General features: G+C 71.2%; 21 protein-coding genes and 1 pseudogene. 10 read left to right on the top strand and 12 right to left on the bottom strand.

Annotation, left to right across the window (positions count from 1 at the left end):
- Positions 1-20: 20 nt before the first annotated feature.
- The 9 genes from ACZ597_RS32480 to ACZ597_RS32440 all read right to left on the bottom strand — a co-directional run bounded on the left by ACZ597_RS32480 (position 21) and on the right by ACZ597_RS32440 (position 7,430).
- Positions 21-944, bottom strand: a complete 924-nt coding sequence (locus tag ACZ597_RS32480) for an NAD-dependent epimerase/dehydratase family protein (RefSeq protein WP_471338337.1) — start codon at positions 942-944, stop codon at positions 21-23.
- Positions 945-966: 22 nt separating this feature from the next.
- A complete protein-coding gene (locus ACZ597_RS32475) occupies positions 967-2,163 on the bottom strand; it encodes an epoxide hydrolase family protein (protein ID WP_471338334.1) in 1,197 nt (398 codons plus the stop codon).
- 12 nt (positions 2,164-2,175) lie between these two features.
- Complete coding sequence (locus ACZ597_RS32470) at positions 2,176-2,589, bottom strand: SgcJ/EcaC family oxidoreductase (protein WP_471338332.1); 414 nt, start codon at positions 2,587-2,589, stop codon at positions 2,176-2,178.
- A gap of 34 nt (positions 2,590-2,623) precedes the next feature.
- Complete coding sequence (locus ACZ597_RS32465; protein WP_471338330.1) at positions 2,624-3,445, bottom strand: AfsR/SARP family transcriptional regulator; 822 nt, start codon at positions 3,443-3,445, stop codon at positions 2,624-2,626.
- A gap of 194 nt (positions 3,446-3,639) precedes the next feature.
- Positions 3,640-4,365 (bottom strand): ScbR family autoregulator-binding transcription factor, encoded by a 726-nt coding sequence (locus ACZ597_RS32460; protein ID WP_471338328.1) that lies wholly within the window; start codon positions 4,363-4,365, stop codon positions 3,640-3,642.
- A gap of 75 nt (positions 4,366-4,440) precedes the next feature.
- The gene (locus ACZ597_RS32455) at positions 4,441-5,289 is read right to left on the bottom strand and encodes an AfsR/SARP family transcriptional regulator (protein WP_471338326.1); all 849 of its coding nucleotides are present in this window, start codon (positions 5,287-5,289) and stop codon (positions 4,441-4,443) included.
- 239 nt (positions 5,290-5,528) lie between these two features.
- The gene (locus tag ACZ597_RS32450) at positions 5,529-6,143 is read right to left on the bottom strand and encodes a TetR family transcriptional regulator (RefSeq protein ID WP_471338324.1); all 615 of its coding nucleotides are present in this window, start codon (positions 6,141-6,143) and stop codon (positions 5,529-5,531) included.
- Positions 6,144-6,401: 258 nt separating this feature from the next.
- The gene (locus ACZ597_RS32445; RefSeq protein ID WP_471338321.1) at positions 6,402-6,626 is read right to left on the bottom strand and encodes a hypothetical protein; all 225 of its coding nucleotides are present in this window, start codon (positions 6,624-6,626) and stop codon (positions 6,402-6,404) included.
- Positions 6,627-6,692: 66 nt separating this feature from the next.
- Positions 6,693-7,430, bottom strand: coding sequence for a TetR/AcrR family transcriptional regulator (locus tag ACZ597_RS32440; protein WP_471338318.1), 738 nt, complete (start codon positions 7,428-7,430; stop codon positions 6,693-6,695).
- A gap of 113 nt (positions 7,431-7,543) precedes the next feature.
- On the opposite strand from ACZ597_RS32440, the gene ACZ597_RS32435 reads away from it, so the two are divergent.
- Entirely contained in the window at positions 7,544-8,719 is a 1,176-nt protein-coding gene (locus ACZ597_RS32435; protein WP_471338315.1) for an FAD-dependent monooxygenase, read from the top strand.
- Between the two features lie 86 nt (positions 8,720-8,805).
- Here the strand turns inward: ACZ597_RS32435 and ACZ597_RS32430 are convergent, their stop codons facing one another.
- Positions 8,806-9,765 (bottom strand): NAD-dependent epimerase/dehydratase family protein, encoded by a 960-nt coding sequence (locus ACZ597_RS32430; RefSeq protein WP_471338312.1) that lies wholly within the window; start codon positions 9,763-9,765, stop codon positions 8,806-8,808.
- A gap of 243 nt (positions 9,766-10,008) precedes the next feature.
- On the opposite strand from ACZ597_RS32430, the gene ACZ597_RS32425 reads away from it, so the two are divergent.
- The 8 genes from ACZ597_RS32425 to ACZ597_RS32390 all read left to right on the top strand — a co-directional run bounded on the left by ACZ597_RS32425 (position 10,009) and on the right by ACZ597_RS32390 (position 17,882).
- Complete coding sequence (locus ACZ597_RS32425) at positions 10,009-10,764, top strand: SDR family oxidoreductase (protein WP_471338544.1); 756 nt, start codon at positions 10,009-10,011, stop codon at positions 10,762-10,764.
- A 199-nt stretch (positions 10,765-10,963) separates the two neighbouring features.
- A complete protein-coding gene (locus ACZ597_RS32420) occupies positions 10,964-11,635 on the top strand; it encodes a ScbR family autoregulator-binding transcription factor (RefSeq protein ID WP_471338308.1) in 672 nt (223 codons plus the stop codon).
- A 169-nt stretch (positions 11,636-11,804) separates the two neighbouring features.
- Positions 11,805-13,064, top strand: coding sequence for a ParA family protein (locus ACZ597_RS32415; protein ID WP_471338305.1), 1,260 nt, complete (start codon positions 11,805-11,807; stop codon positions 13,062-13,064).
- A complete protein-coding gene (locus ACZ597_RS32410; RefSeq protein ID WP_471338301.1) occupies positions 13,061-13,978 on the top strand; it encodes a ParB/RepB/Spo0J family partition protein in 918 nt (305 codons plus the stop codon). The genes ACZ597_RS32415 and ACZ597_RS32410 overlap by 4 nt, the downstream gene beginning before the upstream one ends.
- A gap of 115 nt (positions 13,979-14,093) precedes the next feature.
- Positions 14,094-16,301: a telomere-associated protein Tap gene (gene tap, locus ACZ597_RS32405; protein ID WP_471338297.1), complete on the top strand. Its 2,208-nt coding sequence runs from the start codon at positions 14,094-14,096 to the stop codon at positions 16,299-16,301.
- 3 nt (positions 16,302-16,304) lie between these two features.
- Positions 16,305-16,859, top strand: a complete 555-nt coding sequence (gene tpg / locus ACZ597_RS32400; protein WP_331719143.1) for a telomere-protecting terminal protein Tpg — start codon at positions 16,305-16,307, stop codon at positions 16,857-16,859.
- A 79-nt stretch (positions 16,860-16,938) separates the two neighbouring features.
- A complete protein-coding gene (locus ACZ597_RS32395) occupies positions 16,939-17,448 on the top strand; it encodes a MarR family winged helix-turn-helix transcriptional regulator (protein ID WP_471338293.1) in 510 nt (169 codons plus the stop codon).
- Positions 17,445-17,882 (top strand): MarR family winged helix-turn-helix transcriptional regulator, encoded by a 438-nt coding sequence (locus ACZ597_RS32390; RefSeq protein WP_471338290.1) that lies wholly within the window; start codon positions 17,445-17,447, stop codon positions 17,880-17,882. The genes ACZ597_RS32395 and ACZ597_RS32390 overlap by 4 nt, the downstream gene beginning before the upstream one ends.
- 134 nt (positions 17,883-18,016) lie before the next feature.
- Here ACZ597_RS32390 and ACZ597_RS32385 read toward each other — a convergent pair whose 3' ends face one another.
- Entirely contained in the window at positions 18,017-18,490 is a 474-nt protein-coding gene (locus ACZ597_RS32385; protein WP_123996001.1) for a helix-turn-helix domain-containing protein, read from the bottom strand.
- On the bottom strand, positions 18,487-19,203 hold the full coding sequence (locus ACZ597_RS32380; protein ID WP_042811490.1) for a hypothetical protein: 717 nt from the start codon (positions 19,201-19,203) through the stop codon (positions 18,487-18,489). The genes ACZ597_RS32385 and ACZ597_RS32380 overlap by 4 nt, the downstream gene beginning before the upstream one ends.
- A 1,060-nt stretch (positions 19,204-20,263) precedes the next feature.
- On the opposite strand from ACZ597_RS32380, the pseudogene ACZ597_RS32375 reads away from it, so the two are divergent.
- A pseudogene (locus tag ACZ597_RS32375) lies at positions 20,264-20,553 on the top strand (transposase family protein); the annotation flags it as partial.
- Positions 20,554-21,333: the final 780 nt, after the last annotated feature.

The following is a 21,333-nucleotide window of genomic DNA, read 5'->3' as shown; positions in this document are numbered from 1 at the left end:
CGCGGCCCCTGCCTTCGATTTCACATGCCGGACACCCGCTCCGCCCCGGCAGCCAGCGCCCGCACCCCCTCCAGGCTGCTCCCGTACCGCGGCTCCCAGCCCAGCTCCCGCCGCGCCTTCGCGTTCGACAGCCGCAGCGAGCTGCCCATGATCGTGTGCGCCAGCGGAGCCGCCCGCAGCACCCACAGCGGCACCGTCAGCGGAGCGGGCGCCCCGAACGCCCCGGCCACCGCCCCCACGTGCGCGCCCCAGCCCACCGGGGCGTCGTCGGCGATGTTGTAGGCCTGCCCGGCGCGCCCCGACTCCAGCGCCAGGACCACCGCGCGGGCCGCGTCCTCGGTGTCCACCCAGCTCAGCGCCCGGCCCTTGTCCGCGACCACGGGCAGCTTCCGCCCGCGCAGCAGCGGCACGAGGTGGCTGTCGGTGGTGCCGGCCCCGTAGAACAGGCCGAAGCGCAGGCTGACGCCCTCGATCCCGTCGGCGGTGAAGGCCAGCTCCTCCTTGGTCCGCATGGCACCGACGTGCCGCTCCAGCGCGGCGTTCGCCCCGCGCGGCCCGAAGCCGTCGTCCTCGCCGATCAGGGCCGGGCCGTGGTCCCCGTACCCGTAGCCGAACATCATCGACTCGACCAGGAACCGCCGCGCCCCCGTCTCCCGGGCGGCGGCCAGCAGGTTCACCGTGCCCTCGGTGCGCAGCCGGTTCGTGGCCGCCATGTCCCGGTGGGCGGCCATGGCCCTGCCGGAGAGGGCGGTGGCGGCGTGCACCACCGCGTCGAAGCGCCGGCCGTCGACGGCCCGCAGCAGTCCCTCGCGGTCGAGCAGGTCGGCCCGTACGTCCATCCCCGCGCCCCGGCCCAGCCCGGCCACCTCGTGGCCCGCGGCCCGCAGTGCGGCCGCCGTCCGCTGCCCCAGTACTCCACTCGCGCCCGCCAGCAGCACCAGCATTCCGGCCTCCTCCGTCGTGTTCTCACTGAGGGGACAGACGGGCCCTGCCGGATGTGACACCTTCCCGGAAAAAGCTTCTGACGTCCTCCACGAGCAGCTCGGGCACCTCCATCGCCGGGAAGTGCCCGCCCCTGTCGTACGAGGTCCAGCGCACGATCCGGTCGGTTCGCTCGGCGACGTGCCGCAGCGGGACGAAGTTGTCCCGGGGAAAGTCGGCGAGCGCGGTCGGGGTGTCCGAGACCTCCGGGGGCTGCCCGTGGTAGTCGGCGTGGGCGCGCTCGTAGTAGATGCGGGCGGCCGACCCGGCCGTGCCGGTCAGCCAGTACAGCATCACGTTGGTCAGCATCTGGTCCCGGTCGACGGGGGTGCGGGGGTCGCTCCACTCGGTGAACTTCTCCCCGATCCAGGCGAGCAGCCCGGCAGGCGAATCGTTCAGCCCGTACGCGAGGGTCTGCGGCCGGGTCGCCTGGATGTCGGCGTACCCCTGCCGCTCCCGCGCCCACACCCGGTACCGCTCCCAGGAGGCCAGCGTCCGCTCCCGCTCGGCGGGCTCCAGCGCCGCCAGCTCCGCCTCCCCGGGCTCGGCGGTGGCCCCGGCCCCGGGCAGCAGGTTCAGGTGCACCCCGACCACGTCGCCCGGCCGGATCCGCCCCAGCTCCCGCGAGACCGCGGCGCCCCAGTCACCGCCCTGGACGCCGTACGCGCCGTACCCGAGCCGCTCCATCAGCACCCCGAAGGCCCGCGCGACGCGCTTGAACTCCCAGCCGGTGTCGGTGGTCGGCCCGGACGGCCCGAAGCCGGGGATGCTCGGCAGCACCAGGTGGAAGGCGTCGCGCGGGTCCCCTCCGTACGCCCGCGGGTCCGTCAGCGGCCCCGCCACCTTCTGGAACTCCACGAACGACCCCGGCCAGCCGTGCGTCATCAGCAGCGGCAGGGCGTCCGGCTCGGGCGAGCGGACGTGCGCGAAGTGCACCCGCGCCCCGTCGATGAGGGTGGTGTACTGCGGCCAGCCGTTCAGCCGCGCCTCGGCGGCCCGCCAGTCGTACTCCTCGCGCCAGTACCGTACGAGTTCCCGCAGCTCCGCCGGCGGCATCCCGTACGCCCGCCCGACACCTTCGAGCCCGTCGGGCCACCGCGTCCGGCGCAGCCGCAGGTCGAGGTCGTCGAGCTCCTCCTGCGGCACGTCGAACCGGAACGGCGTCACATCAAGATCGTCCATGCCCCCACGATGTCACTCCTGCCCGGGGCGGTGGACCTGGGTGTTCTGGCAGGCGGTCAACAGCCAGCGCCCGTCGTCCTGCCGGGAGACCACGTACAGCGGGGCGCCCTCGCTCTCCTCGCCCGCGCCCAGGTACTGCTGGCGGACCTTGACCGCGGCGACGTCGTCCCGGATGAAGAGCACGTGCCCCACCTCGTAGCTGACCTTGCCGTCCCAGTCCGCGGCGGGCAGTACCCGGCGGGTGAACTCCGCGATCTCGTCGAAGCCGATGAGGACCTTGCCGTGGGCCGTGGTCCATATCGCGTCCGGGTGGAAGAGCCCGAGGAACTCCTCGGCGTCCTTGTTCTGCTGGGACCGCTCGACGGTGGCGACGAGTCCGGCGATCGCTTCGAGGTCCGCCGCGCGGGGCGTGGTGTCGTTGTCCATGCGCGCCATCCTCACACCTCAAGTCCGGTTGGGGTCAAGCGGCGTAGAGGTCGAAGGTGGATCCCCTCCTGGGGCCGGCCACCACGTCGAGGGCGGGGTCGACCGTCAGCATCGCCTGGTGCAGCCGCTGCAACTGGGGCGACGGCTCGACGCCCAGCTGCCCGATCAGCCTGCCGCGCAGCCGCCGGTACACGTCCAGCGCGGCCCCCTGCCGCCCGGACCGGTACAGCGCCACCATCAGCTGGGAGTGCAGCCCCTCGTGCTGCGCGTGGCGTGCCGTCAGCTCGGTCAGCTCGGCGAGGAGTTCGGTGTGCCGCCCGAGGCGCAGGTCGACGTCGATCCGCCGCTCCACCGCGACCAGCCGGCTCTCCTCCAGCCGCATGACCTCGATCGCGAGCACCGGCCCCACGCGTACGTCGACCAGCGCGGGCCCCTGCCACTGCGCGAGCCCCGCCCGCAGCAGCGCGGCGGCGCCCTCGTCGTCTCCGCCCTCGAACGCGGCGAGGCCCCGCGCGACGAGGTCCTCGTACGCCTGGACGTCGACGGACTCCCGCGGCACCTGCAGCAGGTACCCGCCGTGCCGGGTCGTGAGGACGTCCTTCGCTGCCCCCGGCCGACCCGGCCCCAAGGCCGTGCCCAGCCGTCGGCGGAGCTGGAGGATGTACGTCTGCAGGGTGGTCAGCGCGCTGTTGGGCAGGTCCTGGCCCCAGATCTCCTCCATGAGCGTGGGCACCGGCACCACCCGCCCGGGATACAGGGCGAGCAGGGCCAGGATCTGCCGCGGCTTGCCCGCGGACGGCACGATCGACTCCCCGTCGACCTCGGCACTGAGCGGTCCCAGAATCCGGATCCTCATGGTCTCCCCTCCGCAGTTCGTCGATGCACCTCGATGACGCCGGAACCCGGGGGTCCGGCTTGCCGTTTCCCGCACTCACCACCCGGCCGACCACTCCGGGCCCCAGCCCCAGGGGGTGTCTTCCGGATCAGGCCGGGCCCGCGCCGCCTGGCACCGCGGGCCGATCCCGCCTGATCCAAAAAGGCACGACCCAGCTAGACCGCGCTCCCGAGGAACTCGTAACTCCGCTCCCCGCCGGCCTGCCGAACGCCAGTGGAAACGGCAGCGATCCGGTACTCCCGCACCCGCTCCGCGCCCACCAGGCTCGGCAGCAGCAGCCCCCACAGGGCCGCCACCTTCCGCTGGAGCTCCTCGTACGACAGCCCCGTCCCGGCCAGCACCTCGATTCCGCAGACGGCCGCCGCGACCAACGCCTCGGCGCTCTCCCACCGTTCGGCGGCCGATGCGGCCTCTTCCGCACCGTCGGGCACCCCGACGGCCGGCCGGTCGAGCGGCAGCTCTCCCACGTCCCGCGCCATCCGCAGCAGGTCGCACACCGCCGACAGCCACGCCCCGTGGAAGTCGACCGCGGCCGGCTGGTGGCCCGCGCACTCCTTGGTGATCCGGAAGCTCGCCGGGATCGCCGGATCCTCGTGCAGCGTCCGCGCCAGCCAGTGCGTCGTGTCGATCAGCGCCTGCAAGGGCGAGGCTCCGCCCTCCCGCAGCCCCCGGACCGCATCGTGCAGCAGACCGCAGCCGCGCTGCTGCACCGCGTCCGCCAGCTCGTCCTTCGAGGCGAAGTGAAAGTACAACGCCCCCTTCGTCACCCCCGCCGCACCCGCGATCTCACCGAGTGTGGCGTTGGCGTATCCGTTGCGGTGGAACAACTCGGCCCCGGCGAAGACCAACCGCCTGCGGGTCCGCTCCGACCTCTCCTGCACCGCTCCGTCTCCCTTTCGCCCCCGCTCCGTCCCTGCACTTCCGCTGACCGGCGCACCCGGCGCCGGCCGCGCGGGTCAGGCCCGTACGAGCCGCTCGGCCCGCGGTACCGGCCCGGTGCCCACCCCGGCCACCGCCGCCGGCTTGCCCACGCCTTCCGGGCCCGCCATCAGGATCGAACGCTGGAGCCTGCGCAGCGCGGTGGACGGCTCCAGCCCGAGGTCCCGTACGAGCGTGGCGCGCAGCCGCTGGTACACGTCGAGCGCCTCGCCTCGCCGGCCCGAGCGGTGCAGGGCGAGCATGAACTGCCCGTGCAGGTTCTCGTGGGTGCGGTACCGGCTCACCAGCACCGTCAGCTCCGCCAGCAGCTCGCGGTGGCGGCCCAGCTTCAGGTCGGCCTCGATGCGCTGGTCGAGCGCGCACAGCCGGGTCTCCTCCAGGCGGCGCGTCTCCATGTCCAGCTGTACCCCGCCCTGTACGTCGGCGAAGGCCGGCCCCGACCACAGGGCGAGCGCCTCGCGCAGCCGCTGCGCGGCGACGGGGTGGTCACCCGAGTCCATCGCCCGGTAGCCCATCCCGGCGAGCCGGTCGAACTCCCGGACGTCGCTGGTGCCGCCGTCGCTGTTCAGCAGGTATCCGCCGGGCAGCGTCACGAGGACGTCCTTCGGGGTGCGGTCCTCGTCGTCGCTCCCCTCCAGGGCGGTCGCGATGAGCGCGCGCAGCTGGAGTACGTACGTCTGGAGGGTGGTGCGTGCGCTGCGCGGCGGCATGGACCCCCACAGCTCCTCGATCAGCGCCGACACCGGCACGACCTGATCGGCGTGGAGGGCCAGGAGCGCCAGGACCTGCCGGGGCTTGGGGGCGGTGGGCGTGATGGAGATCCCGTTCTCCCGCACGGCGAGTGCGCCCAGTACATCGATGTCCACGTCGTACTCCCCTGTCCTTTGGATGAGGTCGCAAGAGTCAGTAGAAAACAGGCCGGACGGTTTGTCAATGCCAAACCGGCCAGGCAGTTTTCAGCCTGACAAAATCTCGGCGCCACCCAGAAATCTCCACTGACCTGGGATTTTGCGAGCAGCTCGCACACCCACGACAGTTTGGAGCCCTTCAGCCGCCTCACAACAGGGGTCATATAACACCCATTGGGGCCCGAAAAGCAAACCATTCAGTCTGTTTCTTGCCCCTTGGTCGCCGCCTCGTCCGGTGCGATCCCCGGCAGCACCACCGTCCAGATCCGGGCCAGCGCCTGACGGGGAGTCCACTCCGGTTCCACGGCCCCCAACGCCTTAAGCCCTGCCGTGAAGGCCACCACCACCCGTGTCGCGTCCTGCGGGGCCAATCCCTCCGCGAGGAGCCCGGCCCGGTCGGCGGTGACCATCAGCTCCTCCGCCCACAGACGGCACTGCCCCCGCAGATCCACCCGGCTGTGGTGGGCCGCGTCGGCGCCCAGCGCGAACCCGGCCCGTACGACGGCGTCCGCGGCCAGCAGTTCCAGCAGCGCGTACGTCGCGTCGACGAGCACCCTCAGGGGGGCACCGGCCCGCTCCGGCTCGCCTTCCGCTTCGGCGATCCGCTGCAGCGCCCGCGCGGCCCTCGCCTCCACGGCCCGGGCGAGGGCGGGCTTGCCGTCGAAGTGGAACTGGACCGCGCCGGAGGTCACTCCGGCCCGCTCGCTGATCGCGGCGATCGACGCGGCGGCGAAGCCCTGCGCGGCGAACACCTCCGCCGCAGCGAGGACGAGAGACTCGCGCGTGCGTAACGCACGCTCCTGCTTGACCATGAGGGGCTCCACACACCGCATTCGCCGCATCCGCGGGTCGCCCCACACCAAGGGGTACGAGATCCTGGGCCACAGTCGACGCCCGCACCAGAGCCGGACCGGACTCCCGGCGGAGCCACCGCCCGGCGTTAACGCCGTTAACGCCAACGGCCTGCGTCCCGGCCTCCCCGTCCGCCGTTAACGGCGTTAACGGCGGACACGCGCCCCAGGGCCCACCGCGCCGCCCAACCCCCGGCACCGTTAACGGCGTTAACGCCGTTAACGCCCGGCCCCCGGCTCCCGCCCCCGCGCGCCCAGCGCCGGCAGCACCGGCCCCGTCGCAGCGGTCGTCACCAGGGCCATCAGCACCAGGACGGTGAACAGCTCCACCCCGACCACCCCCGGCCCCACGTTCAGCACCACCAGCTCCGCCACCCCCGGCAGTTCATCAGCGCCCCCACCAGCACCGCGCCCCTCCGCCGCCGCCCACCACACGAACAGCACGCACTCCCCCTGACACGGCCCAGTCCGGCCCGGCCGTCCGGGCCCAGAACCAGAGGGCGTGCGACTTCAGGAGCTCGTCCGCCGCTCCACGAACAGCCCGACCCCGTCGAGGATCCGCTCCAGCCCGAACTCCAGGGCCTGGTCCTGCCCCCCGTGCGCGGCGACGGAAGCCAGCGCTCCGGCAAGCGCCGGATACTCCTCGCCCCTCGTCCCCACGACCTCCGCCAGCACGGCCCCGAGCTCCTCGTCCGGGCCGCCGGCGCCACCCGTCGCCCGTTCCTGCTCGGCGATCCCCCGCACGTGTCCGGCCACCAGCACCACCGCGTCCATCGCCTCGGCCCCGGTCAGCCCGCACCCCTCCAGCGCGGCCAGCGCTCGCTCCAGCCACCCGACCTCCCGCGGCCCCAACGCCCGCGCCCCCACCGTCGCGTCCAGCAGCCACGGATGCGCCCGGAACCCGGCCAGCAGCTCCCGCGCCCACACCCCGAGCCGCTCCCGCCAGCCGTCGCCGGCGACCGCCAAGGCGGCGTCCAGCTCCCCGGCCGGATCCGGCATCGCGGCCTCCACCATCAGCGCGACGACCTCCGCCTTGCCCGGCACATACCGGTAGAGGGCCATCTTGGTGACCCCCAACTCCCCGGCCACCCGCTGCATCGACACCCCGGCCAGCCCCTCGCCGTCGGCGATCCCGACCCCGGCCAGCGCGATCTGCTCCAGGGTCAACCCCCGCCGCGGCCCCCGCGCCGGGGTCACCGGCGGCCCCCACAACAACCGCACCGCCGCAGCCCACTGCCCGTCCGCCACCGGATCCCCTTGCCGTCGCACCAAAACCGCGTCTACCGTACACAAAGAAACAGCATCCACCAGACACAGTAAGCCGCCCCACGCCCACACACCCCCGAAGGACGCAGTCACCCATGCCCACCACCAGAACCGTGCTCATATCCGGCGCGGGCATCGCGGGCCCCGCCCTCGCCCACTGGCTCGCCCGCCGCGGCTTCCACCCCACCGTCGTCGAGATCGCCCCGGCCCCGCGCCCCGGAGGCCGGGCCGTCGACTTCCGCGGCGAGACCCACCTCCACGTCCTCGACCGCATGGGGATCCTCGACGAGCTCCGCCGCGTCCAGACCGGCGGCACCCCGATGACCTTCGTGGACGCCGACGACCGGGAACTCCTCCACCTCCCCGCCGCCTTCGCGGGCGGTGACGTGGAGGTCCTGCGCGGGGACCTCTCCCGCATCCTCCACGAGGCCTCCCGCGGCTCCACCGAGTACCTCTTCGGCGATTCGGTCACCGCCCTCACCGAAACCCCCACCGGAGTGGACGTCACCTTCCGCCACTCCCGGCCCCGCACCTTCGACATCGTCGTCGGCGCCGACGGCCTGCACTCGACCGTCCGCCGGCTGGCCTTCGGCCCCGAGGAGCGCTACGTATCCCACCTCGGCTACTACGCCGCCACCTGGAGCCTGCCGGGCGGGGCCCACCCCACCCGCCCCGGTTCCGTGGGCTTCAACGCCCGCGGCCGCCTCGCCTCCGTCGCCGCCTCACCCGCCGAGCCCGGCCGGGCGGGCGCCTTCTTCCTCTTCACCTCACCCGAGCTGTCGTACGCCCGCCACGACCCGGCCGCCCACAAGGCGCTCATCACCCGCGCCTTCACGGGCCTGCCCTGGAGGGTGGGACACCTCCTGGACTCCCTCGCAGCCGCCGACGACCTCTACTTCGACTCGATCAGCCGCGCCGACGTCGGAACCTGGTCCACCGGCCGGACGGCCCTCCTGGGGGACGCCGCCTGCGGCGCGACGATCGGCGGCATGGGCACCGGCACCGCCGTCGTGGCGGCGTACGTCATGGCGGCCGAACTGGCCCGCACCCCCGAGGACCCCCGGGCCGCCTTCCGCCGTTACGAGTCCCTCGTCCGCCCCTACGCCCAGGCCTGCCGGCGGGGCGGCGACCGCACCGGCCCCTTCCTCGCCCCCTCCACCAACCTCGGCCTGCACCTGCGCAACACCCTCCTGCGCCACCCGCGCGGCCTGGCCTGGCTGCTGAAGGCGGGCCGTACGACGGCCACCCTCCCCCTGTCCCTCCCCCATTAACGGCGTTAACACCGCCGCCCTCCCGACCGTCAACGCCGTCAACGCCGTCAACGCCGCGCCCCGCTCCGGCGACCGGCCCCGCCCGCTCAGGCGCGGGCCAGGTACTCCCGGTACCAGGAGGCGGCTTCGTCCAAGTGCGCCAGCGGACCGGGCCCCGGCGGGCAGTCGGCCGCCTTCCAGATCCCGGCACTGTCGTACCAGTGGTCCTGCGCCACCAGCCTGAACTGACTCGCGCCCACCCGGCAGCCCGAAGTCGCCATCCGTTCCAGGAACTCCGCCTCGGGAAGGTCCTCCTCGACCGGCGGAAGCACGCCGCGGTCGGTGAGCGCCCGCACCAGGTCGGCGGCCCGCACCGGCACCGGATGGCTGGCGTGCCAGACCGTCCCGCCCGCCGGGCCACGGCCCAGTGCGAGGCGGGCGACAAGGCGGGCGAGGTCCCCGACCGCCACCGCCGACAGCAGGGCCCTCGCCCCCTCCCACAGCGCCCCGGTGGATGCGAGGAGCTGGTCCAGAGCGGGGACCACCCAACGGTCCCCGGGGCCGATGACCAGACCGGGGCGGAGCACCACCGCCCCTGCGGCCAGCGCGGGCCCTTCGCCCGCCAGCCGGGAACGGCTGGCGGGCGAAACGGGCGCCGGAGCGACGGCGTCCACCCCGATCCCCCGGTGTGGCCCCTGCCCGTAGACGGCCGAGGTGGACAGGTGGACGATCCGGCGGACGCCGGCCGCCTCCGCCATCAGCGCCGCGGTCCCCTGGACGTTGACGGCGCTGCACTCCCGCTCGTCCGATCCGATCCGCGAGGCCAGGTGGACGAGGACGTCCGCCCCCTCACAACACCCCCGCAGGGACCCCGGGTCGGACAGGTCCGCCTGGAACCACTCGTCGACCGGGCCCGCTGCCTGCGGGGAGCTGCGACCCACCGCCCGCACGACGAGGTTCGGGGAACCGGCCCCCGACCCGCCCCGGAGCCGGGCGAGTTCGGCCACTACGGCCGAACCGATGAACCCGGTGGCGCCGGTGATCACCAGCCTCTGCGGGTCGCTCATCAAGTACCCCAATCCTTCCCCAGAACAATTCGGACGGTCGCGATCGTATGCGTCGGCCGCCGACTGCCGTGCGTACCGGCCGGGTGACAATCAGTCGGACAGTCACCCGCGAGCTCCCCGGACCCGGTCCAGAAGGGCCCCACTTTGACCACCTCATCTGCTTCCCAGCCCCTCGCCCCGCAGCAGCCCTCCCCCGCCGCCGAACCGGCCCGGCTCCTCCCGGCGAACGAGGTCCGCGGGCCGCTGTCCGGCAGAACCGCGCTGGTGACCGGCGCCAGCCGCGGCATCGGGCGCGGGATCGCCGAGCGTCTGGCCGCCGACGGTGCCCTCGTAGGCGTCCACTACGGGCGGAACGCCGATGCCGCCGACGAGGTCGTGGCCTCCGTCCGGGCCGCGGGCGGGGACGCCTTCCCCCTGCGGAGCGAACTCGGGGCCGACGGCGACGCACAGGCCCTCTACGCCGCCTTCGACTCCGAACTGGCCCGGCGGGGCATGGCCCCCGAGCTCGACATCCTCGTCAACAACGCTGCGGTCAGCGGCTCGGCGCGGATCCACCAGGTGACGCCGGACCTGGTCGACAGGATCCTCTCGGTGAACGTCAAAGCACTGCTCTTCGTCACCCAGGAAGGCCTGGCCCGTATGCCGGCGGGCGGCCGGGTCATCAACATCTCCTCCGCCGCCACCCGCATGTCCTACCCGGAGTCCGTCGTGTACTCCATGAGCAAGGGCGCGATGGACACCCTCACCCTTTCCCTGGCCAAGGAGCTCGGCCCCCGGGGCATCACCGTCAACACGGTGGCTCCCGGGTTCGTCGAGACCGACATGAACGCGAAGCTCCGTACGACGCCCGAGGGCGCGGCACGCCTGGCCGCCATGTCCGTCTTCGACCGGATCGGCCGGCCCTCGGACATAGCCGACGTGGTGGCCTTCCTCGCATCAGCCGATTCGCGGTGGGTCACCGGCCAGCGCCTCGACGCGTCGGGCGGCACGCACCTCTAGCCCGTCACCGTTAACGGCGTTAACGCCGTTAACGGTGAAGCAGAGCCGTATCCACCAAACGGCAACACCACAAAAACCCCAACCAGGAACCAAGCGCAGCCTCATACGTCTGGAAAAGTACTTGTCGACTGGTTTTCTTTGACTAAATCCCACTAGATTGCCCCTGTATCACCGGACGCAACCGCAGCAGGAGACACACGTGGCGAGGGTCAGGCAGGAACGGGCCGAGATCACCCGGCAGGCGATCCTCGACGGCGCGGCCGTCGCCTTCGACCGCGCCGGCTTCGGCGGAACCAGCCTCAGCGACGTGGTCAAACACGCCGGAGTCACCAAGGGCGCCCTCTACTTCCACTTCCCCTCCAAGGAAGCCCTCGCCCGCACCCTGGTGGAGGAGCAGTTCCAGGTGTCCGAGGACGTCCCCGTCCTGGAGGACCCGGGCCTCCAAACGGTCATCGACCTCACCCACCAGATGGCCTTCGGGCTGCGCACCAACGTCCGCATCCGCGCAGGCATCCGCCTGGTCATCGAGTTCGGCTCGTTCACCAGCCCGGACCCGTCCCCGTACAACACGTGGATCGAGACCTGTCGCAGCTGTCTGACGCCGGCCCAGGAGCGGGGCGACATCCTGCCCTCGCTCGACGTGTACGACCTCTCGACCTTCCTCGTCGGCTCGTTCACCGGTGTCCAGGTGACCTCGCACGTCCGCGCCGACCGCGAGGACCTGCACGCCCGCGTCGTCGACCTGTGGAACTACCTCCTCCCGGGCATCGTGCCCGCGCTCCGCATCCCCCTCTTCGACCCGGCGGGCTCTGCCTCCTGCCGCGCCGAACTCGGTCTGCCCGCACCGCAGGCCCCCGTCCCGGTCGGCTGACGAAGCGTCCAGGGCGGCCTCGCACACGCCGTGGTGGACCACGGGGGTGCTCGCTACGGCGTGTGCGAGGCCGCCCTGTCGCGTACCCGGACGCCCCGACACCCATTTCGTTAGCAAAACCCAAGCGTGGCGCCCACGCCGACCCAAGAACGTTAGTAAAGTCCCTCTCATGACTTCGCCCTCGTCCCCGAACGACCGAGAGAAGGTCGTCTCCAAGCTCCCCCCGTGGCTCCGCCAGGAGTTGAAGATCCGCACCGCCCAACTGCGGGTCGACATCCAGGACGCCGTCCACCAGGGCATCGCACACTGGAGCGCCCTCGCCTCCGCCCCCTCCCCCGTCGACACCTCCGGCGCCGAGTCGTTCTCGACCTGGCTGCCCGCAGGCCAGTGGGAGTCCTTCCGCGCCGACTCCAAGGACCGCGGCGTCTCCCTCATCCAGGGTCTCGCCCAGGCGGTGCACCTCTGGCTGGAGCTGAACCCGGCCCCCACCGTCAAGCGGCCCTCCGTCGTCCGCCGCATCGTCGTCTGCAACCAGAAGGGCGGAGTCGGCAAGACCGCCGTCACCGCCGGCACCGCCGAAGCCCTCGCCGAAGACCCGGCGAGCCTCCACCCGGTCCGCGTCGCCCGCCAGCTGGCCCGCCGCACCACCCCCGAGGAGGCGGACGCCGGCCACCCGGCCACTTCCCCCCTCGACCTCGAAGACCTCCCGGGCCTGGGCATGCGCGTCCTGCTCGTCGACTTCGACCCCCAGGGCCACCTCACCAAGCAGCTCGGCCAGCAGCCGCTGCCCATCGGCGGCGACAGCCTCACCTGCCACATGGCCGGCGAAGCCAAGGGACCCCTGCGGGACCTCATCGCCCCCATCGAGCACGACCGGTTCGGCGACCGCCTCCACCTCCTGCCGGCCTGCACGGACGCCTTCCTCCTCGACGTCCGCCTCTCCACGGTCCGCGCCCGCGAGGCCGCCCTCGAGCGCGCCCTCACCCCCGTCGAGTCCGACTACGACGTCATCCTCATCGACTGCCCGCCCAGCCTCGGCCTCAGCATGGACGCGGCGATCTACTACGGCCGTCGCCGCGACACCGAACAGCCGGGCGCCTCCGGCGCGCTGATCGTCGTACAGGCGGAGGACTCCTCGGCGGACGCGTACGACCTCCTCACCTCCCAGATCAACGACCTGCGCGACGACCTCAGCCTCGACATCGACTACCTCGGCCTGGTCGTGAACCTCTACGACGGTCGCCGCGGCTACATCGCGACCTCGTCCCTCCAGGCCTGGATGGACATAAAGGATCCCCGGGTCGTGGCGATCGTCCCCGACCTCAAGGAACAGCGCGAGTCCGTCCGCCTCAAGCAGCCCCTCTTCGTCTACGCCCCCAACGGCGACCAGGCCGTCGCCCTGCGCGCACTCGCCCGGGAGATCTCATGAGCAGCAAGGCCGACAAGCTCGGTGTCTCGGCGTCGTTCGCACGGGCCCAGCCCGTCGGCGTCAGCTCCCGCCGCGCCGCCATCGCCGAAGCCACCGGCGCCCCCACCTCCGGCGTCGTCCCGCCCTCCGAGGTTCCCATCGAGGCCCTCGCCCACAACCCGTTCAACCTCCGCGAGGACCTCACCGACCTCGACGAACTGGCCCAGTCCCTGACCGTACGCGGCCAGCTACAGCCCCTCGCGGTCGCGACCCGGCTGGCCTTCATGGAGGCCCACCCGGGCCAGACCGACGGCCTGGGCCGCGCCCCGTACGTGGTCATCGACGGCAACCGCCGCCTCGCGGCCGCCCAGCTGGCCGGGCTCAAGACGATGCACATCCACGTCAACGACGCCCTGTCCGCCTCGGCCGCCGACATCCTCGAATCGGCGCTCATCGCCAACGTCCACCGCGTCGACGTGGCCCCCATGGACCAGGCCCGCGCCCTTCAGGAACTGGTCGACGTCCACGGCTCCCAGGCCCAGGTGGCCAAGCGGATCGGCAAGACGCCGGCCTGGGTCTCCCAGCGCCTGACCCTCCTCAACCTGACGCCCGACCTCCAGGAGAAGGTGGAGACGGGCGAGCTCAAGGTCGAGCCGGCCCGCCGCATCGGCCGCCTCCCCCACGAGGAACAGACGGCCGCCGCCGCGGAGACCATCAACGCCGTCAACCCCCCGCGCCAGCGCACCCGACCGACGCCCCCGACCGTTAACGGCGTTAACGCCGTCAACGCCCCCACGCCCACGCCCGCCCCCGCCGTCACCCCCCGCATCACGATCTCCACGCACTCCCCGGAGACCATCGCGGACGCCCTCACCGCCCACCTCACCCCGGACGACCTGAAAGCCGTCACGGAACTCCTCATGCAGCGCATCTGAGCTGCCGCACCCACGCCGGGGGCGCTGACGGCGTTAACGCCGTTAACGCCCCCACGTGCGTTTCATGTGCGTTCAAGCGTGCGATTCACATATGGTGCTCCTGGAGGTAGTACCGATGAGCGAGACGAACGAACAGACCACCCTCTTCGCAGCGGTCGACGCGCTGCTCGAAGAAGCGGCCGCCCAGGACGGGCTCCCCCACCCCGACGAGCGCAAGCGCCTGCGCGAGGCCGCCGGCCTGAGCCAGGACCAGATCGCCAAGGCCCTCTCCGTCCGCCGCGAGACCGTCACCTCCTGGGAGACCGGCCGCACCGCCCCCCGGCCCCCCAAGCGCGCAGCGTACGCCCGCCTCCTCGAAGGCCTCGCCGCCCTGCACCCCCCGACCCCCGTCAACGGCGTTAACGCCGTTAACGCCGAGCCCCCGGCCTCACCCACCGCCACCCCGACCGTTAACGCCGTTAACGCCGTTAACGCCGCGCCCCCGGCCGCCGCTCCCACCGTTAACGCCGTTAACGCCGACCCGGTCCCGTCCTCCGAGCCCACCCCCACCCCCGCACCCCCGTCCACCGTCAACGGCGTTAACGGCGTTAACGCCCATCCCCCCACCCCCCACCGCCCAGCGCAACGCCCCGCCCCCCAGCCCGCCCCCCTGGAAGGCAACGGCCCCCTCGCCGTCCTCGACGGCACCGGCCACGCCCACGCCGCCGGCGGCGTCCTCCTCCCCCACCCCACCTCCGGCCTCCCCGCCCTCGTCGCCTGGGCCCTCGGCCCCGACGCCGACCTCCACGCCCCCCGCCTCCACCGCAACGGCCGGGACGGCGACCCCCTCCTCGTCCTCACCGCCCCCGCCGCCGAACAGTTCGGCCTCCCCCTCATCCTCGAAGACCGCCGCGCCCTGCGCCTCCCGGACAACCACCCCGTCATCAAGCAGCTCACCAAGGCCAAGTGGCAGCTCACCCGCCGCGGCTTCGGCCCCTGGCCCCGCATCTACCGCCCGGCCTCCCCCACCACCGGCCGCCAGTGCGTCCAGCTCGCGGTCCTCCCCTGGGGCGCCCTCGACCCCCGCGCCTGGGGCGAGGACACCGCGGACCTCCCCGCCCCCGAGCTCGCCGAGCTGCTCACCGCCTACGCCGCCCGCGTCCTCACCCCCCGCGGCTCCACCGCCGTCACCGGCCTGGAACTCATGACGGCCCTGCGCCCGCCCACCCGCGCCGCCCGCAACCCCCAGACCAACACCTGGGAGTCGGCCCCCGTCCCCGGCTCCCTCACCCGCCCCGTCGACCCGGCCCCGCCGGAGGCCCCCGACGAGCACCCGGTGGTCGCCGCCCTCTACCCCCGCGCACACCAGCGGACCCCGGACGAGGTCCTCGACGAGGAGGCGTACGACTGGATCCGCGACCCGGAGCTCCTCACCGACGCCGAGTGCGCCCGCACCCACGCCGTCGGCATCGACGTGAACATGGCCTTCGCCGCGGCCGCGAACCGCCTCACCGTGGGCATCGGCCCCGCCGTCCACACCACCGCCCCCCGCTTCGACCCGAAGCTGCCCGGCTGCTGGCTCGCCGACCTCTCCGGCCTCCCCCTCGACCCCCGTCTCCCCAGCCCCTTCACCCCCGACGGCAAGCCCCCCGCCGGCCCCGCCTGGTACGCGACCCCGACCCTCGCCTACGCCCAGGAGCTCGGCCACGACGTCCGCCCCACCGAGGCCTGGACCCGCCCGGACAACGGCTCCTACCTCGACGCCTGGTACACCCGCCTCCGCGACGCCTACATGGCGACCATGGCCGACCTCGGCATCACCCCGTCCCTCACGGAGTCCGAGTTCCTCACGGCCATGACCACGTACAAGACGGACGCCCCCCACACCTCCACAGCGGTCCTCTCCGCCATCAAGTCGACGGTCAAGGGCGGCATCGGCAAGCTCCGCGAACGCCCCCAGGGCGCCGCCTACCGCCCCGGCGAAGCCTGGCCCGCCCTGGAACGCCCCACCTGGCGCCCCGACATCCGCGCCGCCGTCATCTCCACGGCCCGCGTCAACATGCACCGCAAGATGCGCAAGCTCGCCACCGAGGCCGGCCTGTACCCCATCGCGGTCCTCTCCGACTGCGCGGTCTACCTCTCCGACGGCCCCAGCCCGCTGGACTTCCTCCCCCGCACCCCCGAGGGCAAGCCCCTCCCGGGCGGGTTCCGCCTCGGAGTCAGCCCCGGCATGGTCAAGCACGAGGGCACCCAGCCCCTCCTCTGGGCCGTGCAGCTCCTCGACCAACACCTCAACCCGGCCCGCCACATCAAGGGCCACGACGCGGCAGCAGACGGCGAGTAACCGATGTCCGACATCTCAGACAGCCTCACCAAGGCCGACGAACTCCACTTCACCCGCCCCATCCCGAAGTCCGCGGGCGCCCAGATGCGCTTCCTCCTCAAGCAGCTGAAATCCACGAAGGCCGTGGCGGCCGCCCTGGGCATCTCCCAGCGCACGGTCGAGCGCTACGTGAAGAACGAGATCAAGCAGCCCAAGCCGGCCCTCGCCGCCCGCCTGGAAACCGAAGTGCGCCGCCGCTGGCAGCCCCTGGTCCGCAAGCGCGCCCGCGAACAGGCGGCCCGCACCACCGGACTCGTCATCGAGACCCGCGCCCGCTTCGGCTTCACCGCGGCCCCCGGCACCACCGACGACGGCCGCATGCGCCGCATCACCCAGCACCTCCCCCCGGAGTACGCGCAGCGGCTCTTCGCCGCCCAGGAGACCGGAGCGACCGAAGCCCAGCTCCGCCACATCACGGCCGAGGCCCTCCAGGAGATCTACTTCAAGGACAACGGCGCCCGCGCGACGTCCCTCCTCGTCGAGTTCACGGACATCGACTACGTCGACTTCGCCTTCTAGAAGCACCGCCCCGGAGCTCCCCCGCGGGCCCACACCCAAATACTAGCCATGTACATAATAGCCATGTACGGTATTTCCCATGAGCACAGCAGCCGAGAACGCCACGGCCGGCTTCCTGGTCTGGCGCCTGTCCATGAAGTGGCGGGTGGCCGTCGACCGGGCGGTCGCGCCGCTGGGCATGACGCACGCGCAGTACTCCCTGATGGCCTCGCTGTACGGCATGTCCCGCTCCGGAACACGCCCCAACCAGCGTCAGCTCGCCGACCACACGGGCCTCGAACCGCTCTACGTCTCCAAACTCGCCCGAGCCCTGGAGACCTCCGGCCTGATCGCCCGCACCCGGGACCCGGACGACCCGCGCGCCGTCCGGCTGTCGCTCACCGAGCAGGGCCACGACGTCACGAAGCACGCCGTCAAGGCGGTCCAAGGGCTCCTGGACCAACTCCTCGAACCACTCGGCGGCCAGGACAGCCCCCGCACAACCCGGTTCACCCGCGAGCTGGCGACCCTGCTCGACGCACCTCTTGATCCAGCGCCTCTCGACCCGCCCGCCGAGAACGAGAACGAGAACGAGAAGGAGCAGTCATGACCACCACCGCCCCCACCCTCAACGCCCGGGTCATAGCCCTCGCCCACCACGCCGCGCGCACCCTCGCCGAGGACGCACTGGCCCACCACGGCATCACCTTCCACCAGAGCGTCACGCTCCGGGCCGTCACCGTCGCGGGCGGCTCCGTCCCGCCCGGCGAACTGACCGCCGAGATCCGGAACTCCCTCAAGACCACCGAACCGCTCGTCCTGGCCGTCATCGAGGAGCTGCTCGCCGCCGGGCTCCTCGTCCGGGAGGACTCCCTCCTGCACCTCACGGACACCGGCCGGGACCTGTACGAGGCCACCGCCGCCGCGACGGCCGAGATCGCCGCCCGCCTGTACGCCGACATCCCCGCCGAGGACCTGGCCGTGGCCGGCCGCGTGCTGACCCTGATCACGGACCGCGCGAACGCCGAACAGGCCACTGGCTGACCTCCCACCGCTCAAGGCCACAGAAGCCCCCTCAGGCCCCTGAAACCCTTTGAGGGCCCCGGGGTATCCCGGGGCCCTCAAAAGCTCTTGAGGCACCCTCAGAAGCCCTCTACGGGCCCCTCCTCAAGCTTGTCTCACCCAACAGCGTGCAACGTCCGCCGCCGCTTCGACTCCGCGGCCTTCTTCGCGGCGGCCTGCGCCGCGCGCTTCTTCCGCTGCTCCGCCAACTGGTCCTGGTACTCCGCCACCGCCTGGTGGTAACTGGCGACGTACCCGCGCGCGTCCAGCCGCTCGTCCGCGGCCATCTCGTTCACCGCCGCGACGGCGTCCTCGAAGGAGTTGTACCCGGCCAGCATGGGGTTGATCTGGTACACCCCGTTCCTGACCTTCCGCACGAGCTTGGCGAGCTCCAGGCTGCGCAGGGCCGCGTTCACGCTCGGCCTGCTCAGCTCCAGCAACCCCCCGATGGTGGCCTGGTCGATGAGGATCCGCCCACCGGGCTCACTCAGCGAACGCAGCTTCAGCAGCACACGGTACGCGGCAGGCGGAAGGTCCAGGTCGGAGAGAAGCCCGTCGGCGTTGACCGCAGCGAATCGCAAGGTGCTCACTGAGCTGTCCCTTCTTCCTTGCGCTGCGCCCGGCTCAGCCGGCGCGCAGCGCGCTCTTTGGACCGTTCGGCCCGCAGTTCCTCGATTGCCTGCCGCATGTGGTCCAGCGACGGGAACCGGACCAGGTCCGGCAGGCTCGTGTCGCTGCGAATCTGCGAGATGGTGCTGTGCTGCTCCACCTTCACGAACTCACCCGCCGTCTCCGTCCCCGGAATGAACTCGGCCACCCGGTAACTGTAGGGCGGGTTGAACTGGTACACACCCCGCCGCACCTTGAAGACGATCCCATGAGACATGACGGTGTGCAGCGCCTCCGAGGTCTTTGTCCGACTGACGTCGAGGATCGTAGCCATCTCCTCCTGCGTAAGTGGAATCCGCCCTCCCGCCCGCTGGCACGCGATCAGCAGCAGGATGAGCCTCAGGGGCAAGGCTTCCCTGAAGTACTGGGCAATCACCAGGAAGAACTCGAGGCTGTCCATCGAGAACGCATTTGGCTGACTCTGCGTCCCGTAGAACTCCAGCGGCTTGCGCTCCCCGTCCAGCGTGAGCTTCCGGCTGGGGTACCGCTTCGCCAGGCTGTCCAGATCCTTGACCGGAGCCAGCGGCTGACTCCACGCCGAGATCGCGTCATCAACGGGGAGATCAGGACGCGGCGCGCGCGACGGACTCTGCCGGCGGCGCTGTGCTTCTGATGACACGAGGATGCTCTCCACTTCGTTGATCTGGAGAGAGAGTATGTCAACAAGGGTGACACTAATGTCACGCTCGTTGACGTTCGGCGTGTCTTGTGTCCCCCCAGGAGGGACACATCTCGGCCAAGCCCCCTCTCCGACCCCTCCCGGACCCCCGGACCCAACGCCTCCCCGCACCCGCGCAGTTCGCCGACGTATCTCCGCTAAAACGTCAGCCTCCCTGACTTTTTAGCCCAAAAAGCGTCAGGCTCGCTGACGTTTTGCAGGAGTTCTGTCCCCCTACCAGCGACACATCCCCCGAGTTATGTCCCTTCTGAGGGGACATAACTTTCCCCCCACACCCCCTCTGACCTGCGGCAACGCATATCCGTACTCTCTATAGGCCGTCTCCTGCCGCGCTGCGCGTACTCAACGCCGTCTACAACCCGGGCCCAGACGTCACCTCCTGACGTCACAGCACCTGGACACCCCCACCGACGACCTCCGGACACGGTGTCCATAACCGCGCAGAATCTGACTGATTCCTATCTCTATCCCCACATCACTTTGAATCACGACCTCATCGACCATTAACGCCGTTAACACCCCGGTCTCCGTCTCCAGCAGTTCTCCAGCAGCCCTCAGGTGGTTCTGAGCTGGGAGTTGTTCGTCAGCGACATGAAAAGTGCTGTTGAGTTCGGGAAACGTGCCGGTACTTGCCTTCCACCCACCATCGAAACCGACTGCTCAAGAGGACCAGCAGCTGATGTCCGTATGGCCTTCAGTCATTGCCATACTCGGCACCCTCCCCGGTGCCCTGACCGCCGGACTCCTCCAACAGCCTTCGGCACGCACTGCACGCACAGAGGCACGTGCCGACAGCCACCTCCAGGACCAACTCGGTGCTGTCACCGACTTCGCGGCAGCCCTGGACGCCCACCACTCGGCAATCTTTCAGGTCCTCGTTCCCGAACTGGCCAACCCCGCCCAGCAAGCAGGTGCCACACTGCTGAGCCCCAACGACTACTGACGTAGGGGCAGCTCGCTACCGCGGTGCGAGCTCTATATGCCTTGTTCCTGAGATGTCGTCTCATTTGGCACTCCGAATCCTGTAGACCGGGGTAAGAGAGGTCGAAAATCCACTTGGTCACCTAACGGACCAGTCCGCCCATCTCCATCGGTATCTCCGGCGCGAACCTCCACGACAGCCAGGCGCTTGAGCCTCTGGTGCGCAGCACCCGCCCGATCCACTCACGCTCTATTCAGCACCAAATCGCCCACAGAGACATCGAATCCTCCACACGACTGGGCCTGCATCACTGGACGATCGAACGCACCAGGTCCTGGCTGAGCAGCTGCCGACGCCTACACCACCGCTACGAACACAAGGCCTGACGCTTCCTGGCCTTCACCCATGGTGTTGCTCGACCCAGACACCGCCGGCTGCGTTCTTACGCTGAAAAACGGCGGCAGACCCGCATCCTGCAACCCTGCATCGACGAACTGGACCGGATCATCCCTCAGATCATCGAACCCGCAGGAGCCCAGTACTACGAACGGCTGAGCCAGCTCGCCCCACTCTTGACAAGGTCTCTCCCCAACACCAAAAGAGACGACGTCTAAGGACGGATCCTGCATGCAAGCCAGGTTACCGACCAGCCTTTTCAAACAGTGCCCCTGTGCACTCACATCTTCCCCCCAAGCAACCCAGTCCCGAAGAGACCGGAGAAATTCTCAGCAAAGCAGAAAGGCCCGGAGCGAAGCGGAGGGTCCCCGGCCTGGAAAGGCCAGCTCTAGACCCGCGAAGCGGGCCTCCGCTCATGGGGATCAGGCGGTCACCATTTATGAACTAGACAACGTCCACCAGCGGAACGGGCCAGGTCTTGCCCAGGCCTGTAGCGCCTGAGCAAGACAGGCACATAGCACCCCTTAGCAGTCCGGAGCGAAGCGGAGGACACCCTGCCGGAGGCAGGTTCTAGGCCGCGCAGCGGCCACCGCCCCCGTGCAACTGGGGCGGGGCATTGTTCAGGCGCGCAGCGCCTGGGCAATCCGGAGCGAAGCGGAGGATCCCCCCGCCGAAGGCGGGCTCTGGGCGGCGCACCCCCCCGCCGCCGAGCGCAGCGAGGCGGGTCGCTTCCCAGGCGCGCAGCGCCTGGGGTCCCGCTCCGCGGG

It is taken from the genome of Streptomyces sp. NPDC040718 (genome assembly GCF_055593565.1).
This window is presented reverse-complemented; position numbering and strand designations above follow the sequence as displayed.